This window comes from Streptomyces sp. NPDC004539, from assembly GCF_040610055.1.
Taxonomy (GTDB): domain Bacteria; phylum Actinomycetota; class Actinomycetes; order Streptomycetales; family Streptomycetaceae; genus Streptomyces.
Window position 1 is genome coordinate 390,973 of sequence record NZ_JBEXLS010000003.1, and the last position, 13,723, is coordinate 404,695.

The 13,723-nt window shown below is 71.8% G+C and carries 5 protein-coding genes and 1 pseudogene; 1 reads left to right on the top strand and 5 read right to left on the bottom strand.

The features are described 5' to 3' along the window. Positions 1-826: 826 nt before the first annotated feature. Positions 827-949 (bottom strand): annotated as a pseudogene (locus tag ABZX85_RS08260) (IS5/IS1182 family transposase); the annotation flags it as partial. A 13-nt stretch (positions 950-962) separates the two neighbouring features. Here ABZX85_RS08260 and ABZX85_RS08265 point away from each other — a divergent pair. Beyond that, positions 963-3,167, top strand: coding sequence for a hypothetical protein (locus tag ABZX85_RS08265; protein WP_355863700.1), 2,205 nt, complete (start codon positions 963-965; stop codon positions 3,165-3,167). A gap of 220 nt (positions 3,168-3,387) precedes the next feature. On the opposite strand, the gene sbnB is transcribed toward ABZX85_RS08265, so the two are convergent. The 4 genes from sbnB to ABZX85_RS08285 are packed head-to-tail and all read right to left on the bottom strand — an operon-like array spanning position 3,388 to position 13,681. Continuing rightward, on the bottom strand, positions 3,388-4,389 hold the full coding sequence (gene sbnB, locus ABZX85_RS08270; protein WP_355863702.1) for a 2,3-diaminopropionate biosynthesis protein SbnB: 1,002 nt from the start codon (positions 4,387-4,389) through the stop codon (positions 3,388-3,390). Between the two features lie 45 nt (positions 4,390-4,434). Next, complete coding sequence (sbnA, locus tag ABZX85_RS08275) at positions 4,435-5,415, bottom strand: 2,3-diaminopropionate biosynthesis protein SbnA (protein ID WP_355863703.1); 981 nt, start codon at positions 5,413-5,415, stop codon at positions 4,435-4,437. A gap of 56 nt (positions 5,416-5,471) precedes the next feature. After that, a complete protein-coding gene (locus ABZX85_RS08280; protein ID WP_355863705.1) occupies positions 5,472-10,682 on the bottom strand; it encodes an amino acid adenylation domain-containing protein in 5,211 nt (1,736 codons plus the stop codon). Continuing rightward, a complete protein-coding gene (locus tag ABZX85_RS08285) occupies positions 10,679-13,681 on the bottom strand; it encodes an amino acid adenylation domain-containing protein (protein WP_355863707.1) in 3,003 nt (1,000 codons plus the stop codon). The genes ABZX85_RS08280 and ABZX85_RS08285 overlap by 4 nt, the downstream gene beginning before the upstream one ends. Positions 13,682-13,723 lie beyond the last annotated feature (42 nt).

Here is a 13,723-nt window from a genome sequence, read left to right on the forward strand (position 1 = left end):
TATGTTCCGGCAGAGGCGAGGCGCGCGTGCCACTCGCGTCGGGCTGTCCGACTGGTGATCGAGAAAGCAGAAAGTGCCTGCCGGCCGGCGAGAATGAGGATTACCGAGGTCCTTGCGTCCGCGTCGAGGGCGGCGGTCGTGGGGCGGTGCACGATCCGGGCAGGAGCCTGCTGGATGTCGCGTTCGCGGGCGGTGGGTGTTGTCCAGGCGGGTGGTGAAGCCGCCCGCCTGGCTGAGGGTGAGGAGGGGCAGGGGTTGGCTGGTGCTGAGGTCCGGGGTGTAGAGGTGAGTGGTGTTGCGGGTGCCGTGTAGCCGTTCAGCAGGCACTTGGCGACGCCGAGGGTGAAGCAGCCACCGAGGAGGCTGGCGGTGGTGCTCTGGATGAGGGTGATGACAGTGAAGAGTTCACCTTCGGGGGGCGGAGGGGACGTGAGTGTGTGTTCGTGGGCCGGGGAGCCTTGCTTGGGGACCACACGGTATGCGCGGAGGTGAACGTGACGGGCGTTCACTCGCAATTTGCGTCCATGATTAGTCCGTTATGTCACGACAATCCCGCTGGCCCTCACTCCTGGGGGTCAAGGGGGCGCAGGTTCAAATCCTGTTGTCCCGACTTGTGGAGTCGCAGGTCGGAGGCTGTATCGGAGAAATTCGATGCGGCCTTTGATTGTTTCTGGGGACCAGTCCCGTCTGGGCGGGCCTGTGGCACACCTTGACTTGGTACACACGCGCCACAGGAGCATCTGCGACGTGATGTAGTCATGATGTCGTCCGCCTGCTGCGAATCGGGCAGATCCTTGTCGCCATCTGCACTCGGCGAGACAAACGTGTCCACGAGCCACAGCCGTTCCACCGCGTCTGCCGGACGGGCTGTCGGCTCGATGGCCAGCAACGGCCGCAGCCGTTGAACGACTCGGCATACCGTTGTCGGCGAGCATCCGAACAGCTAGGAGGAGGGGGAGTTCGTGCGCGACCGCATGCTGACAGCTGACGTACCGCTCGGGCCGTTCGAGGGCACCAAGATCACCGTCTACTCGGCGAAGGGCAAGAACGCCAGACTGCATGTCCGGAGGGAATGCGGCCAGCTCCGCACGGCCAACGTGACGACGACCGAAGTCCCGTTGAGCGCGGACGTGATGGGCAGGTTCTGCTCGGGTTGCGCGGACTGGGGGCCGAGGGCGCGGGAGACGTCCGGGCTGGGCATCTTCATGGGGGCGCTCTGCGGCGCGGGACTGCTTCACCAGTTGCAGGCCTATGCGGAGCCGGACGAGGACGTGTACTGGACGCAGGAAGAGGTGCGGGCCGCAGCCGAGCTCCTGCGCTTGCAGCGAGAGGACGAGGACGAGGACGAGGATGACGATGGGTGGTGGGAAGCCCGTAGGGAGGCCGGCGAGCTTCAGGATCAGGTCTTGTCCCTCTGGCGTCATGCCGCGGGGAGCCTTCACCGAGCGCATGCCGTCATCGCCCACTTCCCTTGGCTGACGGACTGGGCGCGGCCGAAGCTGTTGGTGAAGGAGGGCTACCTTGAGACCCTGCGGGTACAGGCGGCCCTCTTCGTGGATCCGGCCGGTCTCGTTGTCGCCGCAGCAGCCGCAGCAATGGACACACCCACGTTGCCTGTCGACGATCATGCCTTCGCGGTGCTCGGCAACCGTAGTCGGATCTCCACTGGCCTGAGTGCGCTATGGCGCAGGTGGCAGTATGCGGCCGAAGACGGCTGGGAGGGACCGCCCGCCCGTGCGTTGAAGCGTTATGACCTGGTGGAGGGCGTCAGGTCCAACAAGAAGGGGCGCGCGGAAGCTCTGGAAGGAGCCGCTCGCCTGATCCAGTCGTGGGAGGACGAGGCCCGCGCGGCTGCCGCGGCGGCGGATTCGACACCGACGGTGTGGGTCACGGCACGCTTGCCGGAGGATACGGAGGAGCCTTCGCGCAGGGATGTGCGGGATGTCCTGGACGGCCTGGATCGGTGGACCCTCGGGGTGGTGGTGACCTGGACCGTGACCGCCGACTGGAGCCGACGCGCCTTGACGCTGAAGGTCCCGGCCTTCGTCGCCGACAGACTCCTCACATCCTCGAACGCCCTCACCTGCGACCGTGGGGCAGAAGCCGCGTCGGCGGAGGTCGTCCCCCAGGTACAACCCGGCTCCGTGCGCCCCGGGGTCTTCGACGACACGGCTGTCTTCGATCGCCAGCCGGTTAGCCTTGCACATTTGCGGGCACTGCGTAATTTCTCGTACGACGCCGACCAGCTCTACATCGTCTTCTCGACGAGCGGAGGAGCGGAGGTCCTGCCCCTCAAGGTCATCGAGAAGCGCGTCGCGCAGGGCTGGCTCGGCGTCATCGTCGCCGGTGCGTCGGACCTTCCTGAAAGCGTGATCAATCCGTGGATGAAGGAAGCCTGCCCCGCACCGGAAGCCGAAGAGGGCCCTCGACCGGGCCACGTCGGTGCAGGGCAGGATGACCGCTCGGGGGCTGACCTGGGCCTTGCAGTCGGGGCTCAGGTAGCTGTCCGGTGGGCGCAGGGGGAGCGGGCGAAGGAGCATGAACTGCGTCTACTCGCCATGGCGCGCGGCGTTCCCGACCTGCGGAGCCTCGATACCGGTCGCCCCGGAACGCTGTCGGTAGCGGTCTGGGAGGGCCTGCTCACGCCCGGCCCCTTGGACCTGACGCCGTTCCGGGCGCGCAGCACCGACCGTTGGCGCGGCGGTAGCGGCCTACCATTGGGCGTTCTGGGACCAGTGCAGATCTACGCCACGAACGCGGATCCCGCGTTCGAAGGCAAGGGACATTCACCCTTCTGCCGGCACACGCAGGACAGAGGTCTCGCGCAGAGCGACGACCTTCTCAGCCTCTGCGACCTACTGGCCCGTGACGACTGGGACTGGTGCAGCAAGTGCGGCGGCTACTCCGCGCGCCGACTGACCGACACCCAACTCTCCTACTATCGCGCCGCCCACCGACTCCACGACATCGTCGGCCAGCTCGACGACGAGCGCACCTACCTCGCTCCTGTCGAACCGGAAGCCTTGCTCAAGGAGTTGGACGAGCTCGCGGACTGGGAGCCCGGCTGGCACGAGAACGGCAACCGGGGCGGAAGCTGGCGTTGGCGTGAGGTCGTCAGTGACCTTCGCCGCCGGGCCGAAAGGAAGCGGCTTCACACCGCTCCCTGACTCGCCGTCTCCGCCCAGCGGCCGGAGACGGCTCGGTGGCCCGAGGCCAGGTGGCTTTGCCTCGGGGACCACTGCCCACGTCGATGAGCGCACGGCAGGTACGTAAGTACACGCTGTGCGCCCTGAGATGGGGGCGTGTGTCGCGATTTCTCCCCCGGTCCATCGACCTGGAGGTCAAGGGGGCGCAGGTTCAAATCCTGTCGTCCCGGCCTGTGTGGGGTCACCAGCGTGCGGTCTCTCCGATGAAGTCGGGGATCTCCACGACGCCGCCGCGGGCCTTGGCGCTGTGCAGGACGTGGTGGCCCACGGCGAGGTCGAGGATGCCGAGTCCGAACGGTGAGAAGACGGTGGGCCTCGCGGGGTCCGGGGTGACCTTGCCTTCCAGGAGGGCCCCCAGTGTGCCGGTGACGAAGTCGCGGCTCCCGGTGAGCTGTTCCGTCAGGTGGGGTGAGGTCTGCGCCTTCAGGCAGTGGTCGACGTCGTCGACGATGTTGTTGCTGCGCAGCAGGATCTCGGGGGCGAGGTCACGGAGGGAGATGTTGAGGAGGACCTGGCCGGGGCGCAGCGGGAGGTCGGCGGGGACGTAGGGCGTGGCCGCCGTGGTGGCGAAGACGACGAGGTCCCGGGACAGGGCCTCGGACAGGGTGCCCGTGGCGGACGGCAGGCCGTGGCGTTCGGAGGCGTGCTGGGTGAGATGGCCGGCGCTGGTGTCGTCGAGGTCGTGGACGAGGACGTCCGTGATCGCGACGTCGTTCGCCCGGAGATAGTCGAGGATCGTGCGGGCGATGACCCCGGCGCCGATGAACGCGACACTCGCCCCGTCCGTGCCGGGGAGGAGTTCACGGGCGGCGACCGCCGCCGACGCCGCCGTACGGGCCGCGCTGATGCCGGCCGCTTCGAGGCAGGCGAGCGGATAGCCCGTCGCGTAGTCGTTGAGGAGCAGGGTGGCGGAGGCCCTGGGCAGACCGTGCTCGACGTTGCCGGGGAAGCTGGCGATCCACTTCATGCCGATGGTGTCGACCTCGCCGCCCAGGTAGCAGGGCAGTGCGATGACCCGCGCGTCGGGTTTCTCCGGGAAGCGGAGGAAGTAGCTGTCGGGGTTCACCGACTGCCCCTGTTCGTGGGCGAGGTAGGACTGGGCGACGATGCGCAGGACGTCCTTGTGGGAGGTGGCGAGGATGCTGGACACCACTGAGCCGGGGACCACGGAGAAGGTCGTCATGTAGCTCTCTCTTTCTGTTCTCGGGAGTTCTGTGCCCGCGGGGCGTCAACGTGCGGTGGCGTGGCCGAGATCGGCCAGATCGGGCGTTCTGGTGTACCGCTCCGCGACCCAGGTGTCGGAGTAGACGGTGTCCGTGTACTTGTCGCCCAGGTCGGGGGAGATGGCGGCGACCCGGCAGCCGGGCGGCAGCGCCGGGGCGAGCCGGCGCACGGCGGCGAGGACGGTGCCGGTCGAACCGCCGATGAGCAGCCCGTACCGCGCGGCGACCGTCCGGCACATGCCGATGGTGTCGGACTCCTCGACCAGGACCTTCTCGAACGTGCCGCCGTCCACGAAGATCTCCGGCCGGCGGCTGGTGCCGAGCCCCGGGATGAAGCGGGGCGCGGCGGCGCCGCCGAACGTGACCGAGCCGGCCGCGTCCACCGCGATGACCCGGGTGCGGGGGCTGTGCTCGGCGAAGTACTCGACACAGCCCATCAGGGTCCCGGTCGTCCCCGCCCCGACGAACAGGGCGTCGATGTCGCCGAGTTCCCGGTGCAGGGACTTCGCGGTCCGCTCCCGGTGCGCGGCGACGTTCGCCCGGTTGGCGTACTGGTTGAGCCAGACCAGCTCCGGTTCCCTGACGAGGCACTGGCGGATGTGGTCCAGCCGGGTCCGCAGATAGCCGCCGTGCGTGTCCCGGTGGGTGACCTCGACGACATGGGTGCCCAGGCTCTCCATGACCCGGATCGCCTGGCGCGCCGCGTTGGGGTCGGTCACCACGGTCAGCCGGTATCCGCGCGCGGCGCACACCACGGACAGCGCGACGCCGAGGTTGCCGGAGGACGATTCGATCAGCCGGCCTCCCGGCCGGAGGGTGCCGTGGGCCTCGGCCGACTCGACCAGGGCCACGGCGGTCTTCAGCTTCACCGACCCGGCGGGGTTCAGCCCCTCCAGCTTCAGGAGCACGTCGATGTCGGGGACGAAGTCGGGCAGGCGCAGGAAGATGTCGTCGAGAACGACGTCGGAGGCGCTTTCGAAGATCATGAGGAGTAGGCCCTTCCGGTCGGCGGGCACCCCCGGACAGGGGGTGCCCGCCGGCGTCAGCTGCGGGAGTCCGAGGGGCGGCGTACGGCGCCGAGGTGCTTCTCGACGACGGCCGCGATCTCGGAGAGGGGCTCGGGGCCGGCCATGGCCAGGTGTTCGCAGTCGACCTCGTGGTTGTCCACCCGGCCCCGGACGAACGGTGCCCACAGCCCGGCCAGGGAGGCCGCGCCGGGTTCACGTCCGGCGGTGAAGAACAGCACATCCCCGTCGAACGGGGCGCGCGGCGGCTGCGCGCCGATGCCGTTCTCGTTGCGGTAGACGTCGTAGATCGCCCTGAGCACCGCTTCGTCGAGGCCGGCCAACGACGAGCCGGAGACGGCGGGCCGGGCCGCCGACGGCGAACCGGCGGCGGCGATCAGCCCGCGCAGCCGGTCCATGCCGAGGGGTCCGTCGTCCGTTCGCAGCGCGTCGCGGTCCAGTCCCAGTTCGTAGAGGATGTACTCGGCGAACTCCTCCTCCCCGGGAAGGGCGCTGTCCGGGGTCGAGGGCCGGGAGTCGAGCAGGGCCAGCAGCCCCGTCTCCTGGCCGAGTTCACCCAGCCGGACGGCGACCTCGTGGGCGATGCGACCGCCCCAGGACCAGCCCAGCAGGTGGTAGGGCCCGGTGGGCTGAACAGTGCGGATGTGCTCGACGTAGCTGTCGGCCATCTCCTGGATCGTGCGAGGTGCCAGGTCGGGCCGGGTGATGCCGTGGGCCTGGACACCGTAGACCGGCTGCTCCGCGTCGAGCAGTTGCACCAGCCGGGCGTACGGCCAGGCGAGACCGCCCGCCGGGTGGATGCAGAAGAGCGGCGGACGGCTGCCGCGGGGCCGCAGTGGAAGCAGGACCCCGAGTCCGGCCTCGCGGTCGTCGGCGCCGAGCCGGGCGGCGAGGGCCTCGACGGTGGACGCCTCGAACAGCACACGGACGGGCAGCTCCACGTCGAGCACGGCGCGCACCCGGGACGCGAGCCGGATCGCGAGCAGGGAGTTGCCGCCCAGGTCGAAGAAGCTGTCGTCGATGCCGGCCCGTTCGATGCCGAGGACCTCGGCGAAGAGCCGGCACAGCGTCTCCTCCCGCTCGTCGCGCGGCAGGCGGTCCGACGCCGCCGCGGACAGGTCGGGGGCGGGCAGCGCCCTGCGGTCCAGCTTCCCGTTGGGTGTCACCGGCAGGCTGTCCATGACGACGACGGCGCTCGGCACCATGTGGTCGGGCAGGACGCTGCCCACGTGGTGGCGGACGGACACGGCGAGTTCGCCCGTGCGGCGGGCGCCGGCCGGGTCGTTGACCGCGGTCCGCCAGGACGCGGTGCCGGCCGGGGCGGCGTACACGTCGGTCAGGGCCGAGGGCTCGCCGGGGGTGGGCAGGACGACGGCGTCGAAGGCGTCCGCCGCCGTACGCGACCAGGTGGTGAGGACACCGCGGCCGTGGGCCCGTCCCCAGGCGTGCACCGCCTCGGGGTCGACCGCGTGGGCGGGGGTCCGCTCCAGCAGGGCTTCGACCTGGTCGAGCGGCGCCCCGTCGGCGAGGCGGTCGGCGGCGGACACCTCCGGGACGAGGCGCGCGTTGGGGATGCCGGTGACCCGCACCGGTCCCTCGTACCCGGCCAGCCGGCCGGCGAGGCCGTCGAGCCGGTCGGTGTCCTGGTCCCAGGCCACCTCGGGCAGTCCGGCGTACGACACGGCGGAGGCGGGACCCTTGTGCAGCACCACTTCGTAACGGTGGCGGGTCAGTTCGTTGTGGGGCTCGCCCCTCTTGAGCCGGATGTCGACCCCGGAGATCCGGCCGCCGGACTCGGCGGCGAGCCCGGTGAAGAACTCCGGGTCGATGACGAGTTCGCGTTCCAGGAGCAGAGCGCGTTCGACGGTGGCGGCCAGCCGGCCGCTGTCCTGCCCGTCCGCCGTGCGGCCGGCCTGGATCGCGGTGTGGAAGGCCCGCAGGGTCTTCGCCCGGCGCACGTCCCCGATGAAGACGCGCCCGCCGGGCGCCAGCAGGTCGAGGGCCTGTTCGACGACCTGGCGGAGGTAGTCGCCGTGGGGGAAGTACTGCACCACCGAGTTGATGACGACGGTGTCGAAGTACCCGGCCGGGAGGCCGTCCGTGACATGCGCCGGCTGGCTGCGCAGCCGCACCTTGCCGGTGAGGCCCTGTTCACGGACGTGCGTCTCCAGCAGGGCGATCGCGGTGGGGGAGAGGTCGATGCCCCAGTACTCCTCGACCCGGCCGACCAGCTCGGCCAGGACGAGACCGGAACCGACCCCTATCTCCAGCACCCGTACGGGGTCGTGTTCCGCGATGCGCCGGATCACCTCGGAGCGCCACTGCCGCATCTCCGGGAGCGGGATCGGGTCACCGGTGTAGCTGGAGTCCCAGCCGCCGAAGTCCTCGCCGAAGGGGATGGGTTCGGTGTCGATGGCCTCGTGGACCTGGAGCCACTCCTCCAGCTGCCGCTCCGTCGCGTCGTCCGCCTCGGGCCCCTGGGCGGCCGGACCGGAGGACGGCACCACGTAGGCCACGAGCTGCTGATTGCCCAGCCGGTCCGCCCGGGCCACCACGACGCCCCGGTCGACGGCGGGGTGCTGCCGGACCACGGACTCGATCTCGCCGAGCTCGACCCGGAAGCCCCGCACCTTCACCTGGTCGTCGGCGCGGCCCACGTACACGAGGTTCCCGTCCGGCAGCCGGCGTACGAGGTCGCCGGTGCGGTACATGCGTTCGCCGGGGGCGCCGTAGGGGCAGGGGAGGAACCTGTCGGCCGTCAGCCCGGGCCTGCCCAGGTAGCCGCGGGCCGTCTGGGCGCCCGTCAGGAAGAGTTCACCGACAGTGCCGACCGGGGTGAGCGAGAGGTCCGGGTCCAGGACGTGGGCGCGGGTGTTCCACACCGGACGGCCGATGACCTGTTCCCGGCCGGCGCCGACCTGGTGCGACGTGGCGTCGACCGTGTACTCGGTGGGGCCGTAGAAGTTGTACGCCACCGTGTCGGGCGCGCCGGCCAGCTCGGCCGGCAGCGACGCCGGCATCGGCTCCCCGCCCACCACGAGGAGGGCGGGGCGGGCCCGGGTGAGCAGCCCGGCCTCGACGAGCTGCTCGGCGAAGGAGGGCGTGACGTCGACCACGTCGAGACGGGCCGCCGTCGCGTACGCCACGAACGCGGCCGGATCATGACGGCACTCGTCGTCGAGGAGGTGCAGCTCGTGGCCGTCGAGCAGCCACAGCAGACCGGCGACGGAGGCGTCGAAGGAGATCGAGGCCGCCAGAGCCACCCGGAACCGGTCCGCCGACACCCGTGCCGTCTGCGGCCGGTACAGCTCGGCGCGATGGTCGTGGAAGAGGTTGACGGCGCTCCGGTGCGCGATCACCACGCCCTTGGGCACACCCGTCGAACCGGACGTGTAGATGACGTAGGCGGCGTGGTCCGGAGCGAGCGCGGTGGCGCGTTCGTCGTCGCCGACGTCCGTCGCGGGCTGTTCCGCGGCCGGGTCGGTGTCCAGGAGGAGCACGGGAGTGCCCTCGGGCAGGACCGCTCGCAGGTCACCGGTGGTCACGACCAGCGCCGGCGCGGCGTCCGTGACCAGCTGGGTGACGCGCGCCGCCGGGTAGTCGGTGTCGATCGGCACATAGGCGGCGCCCGACTTGAGAACGGCCAGGACCGCGACCACCAGGTCGGCCGTCCTGGGCAGGGCTATCCCCACCAGGCGCTCCGGACCGGCACCCCGGCCGATCAGGGTGCGGGCGAGCCGGTTCGCCGCCGCGTTCAGCTCGGCGAAGGTGAGCCGCCCGCCGTCCGCGGCGACGGCCACCGCGTCGGGCGTCCGGGCGGCCTGGGCCTCGAACAGGTCGGGCAGGGTGAGCGCGGGCACGTCCTGGACGCGGCCGTGCCCCGTGCCGAGGAGCAGTTCCCGTTCGGCGGGGTCCAGGACCTCGACGTCGGACAGGGGCCGCAGCGGATCGGCGGCGACCGCCTCGACGATCCGTACGAGCCAGCCGAGGAGCCGTTCGGCCGTGTCGCGGTTCACGGCGTCGGGCTGGTGGTCGAGGCACAGCCGCAGCGTGTCGCCGGGGAAGACGGTCAGACCGAGCGGGTAGTGGGTCGCGTCGACGCTGTAGGAGTCGACGAGCCGGACGTCCCCGGCCGTGCGCCGCTCGGCGCTGGGGGCGGTCGGGTAGTTCTGGAACACCATCAAGGTGTCGAACAGGGCTCCCGCGCCGGCCTGTTGCCGGATCTCGGTGAGGCCGAGGTTCTGGTGCGGCAGCAGCCGCCCCTGCTCCTGCTGGAGCCCGTCGAGCAGTTCGGCGAGGGTCGCCTCGGGCCTGATCCGCAGGCGCGCCGGAACGGTGTTGATCAGCAGGCCGATCATCCGCTCGACACCGTCGACCTCGGAGGGCCGCCCGGAGACGGTGACGCCGAAGACGATGTCGTCACGGCCCGTGAGACGGGCCAGGGCCAGCGCCCAGGCGCCCTGGACGACCGTGTTGAGCGTGAGGCCGTGACGGCGAATCCGCGCGGTGAGCTCGGCGGTCGTCCTCTCGTCGAGGGCGGCTTCGAGCGTGTCGGGCAGCGTCGGGGGCCGGCCCGCGTTCCCGGGGGCCACGAGCGTGGGCTCGTCCACGCCGGCGAGGGAGTGCCGCCAGGCGCTGCGGGCCACCTCCCAGTCCCGTCCGGCCAGCCACGCCAGGTAGTCCTTGTACGGGGCCACCGCAGGCAGCCCGGCGCTGTCGCCGCCCTGGCGGTACAGCGTGAGCAGCTCACCGATGAGCACGGGGATCGACCAGCCGTCGAGCAGGATGTGATGGTGCGTCATCACCAGGCGCCAGGCGCGCTCGGCGTGGCGGATCAGCATGAACCGCAGCAGGGGCGGGCGCGCCAGGTCGAACCGCCGCGCCTGGTCCGCACGCATCAGGCGGGCGATCTCGCCGGCCCGCTCGGCGTCGGGGAGCGGCGTCAGGTCGTACTCGCCGAGCAGCACGTCCACGCGGTCCGGGATCACCTGGACGGGGGCACCGCGCCGGGTGCGGGTGCGGAAACAGGCGCGCAGATTGTCGTGGCGGGCGAACAGGGCCGCGACGGAGTCACGCAGCACACCGGCGTCGACGTCGCCTTCGAGCTCGATGACCATCTGCGGCATGTACACATCGATGCCCTGCTCGTCGTACAGGGAATGGAAGAGCATTCCCTCCTGGAGCGGCGACAGGGGCAGGATGTCGGTCAGGCCGGGGCTCTCGCTCATTCCCACTCACTCACAAGGTCGTCGATTTCGTCCTGGCTCAGGGAGAGCAGGGACAGGTCGGAAGGCGTGCGTCCGCCCGCGCCGGGGCGTGTGCCGTGGGCCGCGACGCCCTCCATCGCCTCGGTCCACAGCACGGCCAGTTCTTCGACGGCGTGCGTGGCGATCCGGTCCGGCAGCCAGGTCCAGGTGGTGGCGAGCTGCCGGGCGTCGGGCGGGCCGGACAGGGCCGAGCCGATGTCGAGCGCGTGGCCCGGGGTCATGAGGTCCCCGCCGAACTCGGCGGGAAGCGGCGCGTCGTGGTGCCGGAAGCCGATCCGGGGCGCGCTGTCCGCGGCGGGCAGGGGCGGCCCGCCGCGGGCCGAGCGCACCTGTTCCTTGACCCGTTTGACGGCCTCTCCCACACAGTCGCCGCCGGCCCGCACCTCGGCCCAGGGCGCGGGCCCCGCGTCCAGGGCGGCCGGGTGCACACGGGCGAGGGACCCGACCGTGCGCGCGAGGTCGGCACCGGGCGCGGACCCGGTACGTCCGTCGTCCTCCAGGCCGACGGCCACGGCGCCGTCCGCCCGCCGCCCGCGGCGGGCCCGCTGTTCGGCGACCGCCAGGGCGAGTCCGGTCAGCGCCATGTCCCGGGGCAGGGCCCGGAACGCCTCAGGTACGGAGGTGAGCAGCGGGCCGCTCACCTCGCGCGGGAGACGGATCGTCAGTGTCCGCGCCGGGAGGCCGGCCCCGTCCCCGTACGGCTCGGTCTCCTGGTGGCCGTCCGCCAGGTGCCGGGCCCAGTGCCGGTACGACGTGCCGGCGGGCGCCAGGGTCACGGGTTCGCCGGCCTGGAGCGACGCCCAGGCGGTCTCCAGGTCGGCGAGGAGCACGTCCCAGGAGACGCGGTCCACGACCAGACGAGAGGCCACCAGCGCGAGGCGCCGCGGGGTGCCGCACCAGACGGCACGCAGCACCACGGCCTTCGCCGGGTCCAGCCCCGCCGCCGCGTCCTCGATCGCCGTACGGACGCCGTCACCCGCGGCGACGACGGCGGCCGTCATGTCGACCGCGCCGGGCGGCAGGACGGCCGCGTCCCAGTGCCCCTCCGCGATGTCCCACCGCGACCTCAGGGCGCCGTGGTGGTCGACCACCGCCTGGAGCGCACGGGCGAGCAGTTCCGGACTCCGGCCGGCCGGTATCTCTATCGCGGCGGACTGCCAGGAGGCGAGCGCCCCGGCCGAGGCCGGGGTCCGGGGCAGCGGCCCCTCCGCGTCGTCCGCGTCGTCCGGGTCGCCGTCCCCCGCGACCGGCTCCAGCGACGGCGCCAGCTCCACCACTCGTTGCCGGGCGAACACGTCGGCGGGTTCCAGCGCCCACCCCGCCCGGCGGGCGTTCGCGGCGAGCCGGATGGCCAGGACACTGTCCCCGCCCAGGTCGAAGAAGCGGTCGTCGATCCCCACCGCGTCGAGCCCGAGGACCTCGGCGAACAGCGCGCACAGGACCTCCTCCCGGGGCGTCGAGGGCGCCCGGCCGGACGACAGCGCCGACAGGTCGGGGCTCGGCAGCGCGCGCCGGTCCAGCTTTCCGTTGGCGTTGAGGGGAAACGCGTCGAGCGTGACGACGGCCGACGGCACCAGATGGCCGGGGAGCCGCTCCGCCAGGTACCGCCGCACCTGCGCGGGGTCCGGATCGGCGCCGTCGGCCGGGACGACGTACGCGACGAGACGCTTGGCGCCCGGCCGGTCCTCCCGGGCCGTCACCAGGGCGGCCGATACGTGCGGGTGCCCGTTCAGCACCGTCTCGATCTCGCCCGGCTCGATCCGGAACCCGCGGATCTTGACCTGTTCGTCGACGCGCCCGAGGAACTCCAGGTTCCCGTCCGGGCGTTCGCGTACGACGTCCCCCGTGCGGTACATGCGGTCACCCGGCCCGCCGAACGGGCAGGGCAGGAACCGGTCGGCGGTCAGCCCGGGCTGCCCCCGGTACCCCCGGGCCAGTCCGTCCCCGGCGATGAACAGCTCACCCTCGGTGCCGGGCGGCACCGGGTCCAGAGCGGCGTCCAGGACGTACACGCGGGTGTTCAGCACGGGTTTGCCGATGGGCGGGGCGGACGGCCCCGGGACGACCTCCGTCACGAGGGCGTCCACGGTGGCCTCGGTCGGCCCGTAGGCGTTGAACATCCGGCGGCCGGGCGCCCACAGGGAGACCAGGTCGGCGGGGAGCACGTCGCCCGCGGTGGCTATCGACCGCAGGGACGGGTGGTCGGCGTGCGGCAGGGCGGCGAGGACCTGGGGCGGGACGGTCGTGTGGGTGACGCGGGCCCGCCTGATCAGCTCGCCGAGCTGGTGCCCGGACAGGCAGTCCGCAGGGCGCACGACGAGGGCCGCCCCGGAGCCGAGGGCCATCACCAGGTCGCCCACCGAGCAGTCGAAGTTGAACGAGGCGAACTGGAGGACGCCGTCTCCCGGCCGGATGCCGAACCGCCCGATGTGGTCGGCGGCGAGGGCGGCCAGACCGCGGTGCGGTACGACGACCCCCTTGGGCGCTCCCGTCGAGCCGGAGGTGTGGATGACGTACGCGGCGTGGTCCACGAGGAGCGGGACGGCGCGCTCCTCGTCGGTCACGTCGTCGTCGGCGAACCCGGCGAGCGCGTCGGCGGTGCCGCTCTCGTCGAGGACGAGCGCGCGGGCGCCGTCCGGCAGCCGGCCGGCGGTCTCGCGGACGCACAGCACCAGCAGCGGCCGAGCGGAGTCCAGCAGCGCGGTGATCCGCGACCTGGGGTACTCGGGGTCGACGGGTACCCAGGCGGCCCCCGACTTGGCGACCCCCAGGATCGCGACCACTGTCCGGGCCGAACGGGGCAGGACGAGGGCCACGCGCTCCTCGGGGCGGGCCCCGCGGGAGATCAGCAGGCGGGCCAGCCGGTTGGCACGTGCGTTGAGTTCCCGGTACGTCAGAACGGTTGAACCGTATACGACTGCGTTTGCTTCCGGAGTCTTCGCCGCCTGACTTTCGAGCATGCGCGGCAGCGTCAGTGATTCGATGCGCAATGAAATTTCCCC

Coding starts and splice junctions, on each gene's coding strand:
- sbnB (WP_355863702.1), bottom strand. CDS start 4,389: ATGACGACCTTCTCCGTGGTCCCCGGCTCAGTGGTGTCCAGCATCCTC.
- sbnA (WP_355863703.1), bottom strand. CDS start 5,415: ATGATCTTCGAAAGCGCCTCCGACGTCGTTCTCGACGACATCTTCCTG.
- ABZX85_RS08280 (WP_355863705.1), bottom strand. CDS start 10,682: ATGAGCGAGAGCCCCGGCCTGACCGACATCCTGCCCCTGTCGCCGCTC.
- ABZX85_RS08285 (WP_355863707.1), bottom strand. CDS start 13,681: ATGCTCGAAAGTCAGGCGGCGAAGACTCCGGAAGCAAACGCAGTCGTA.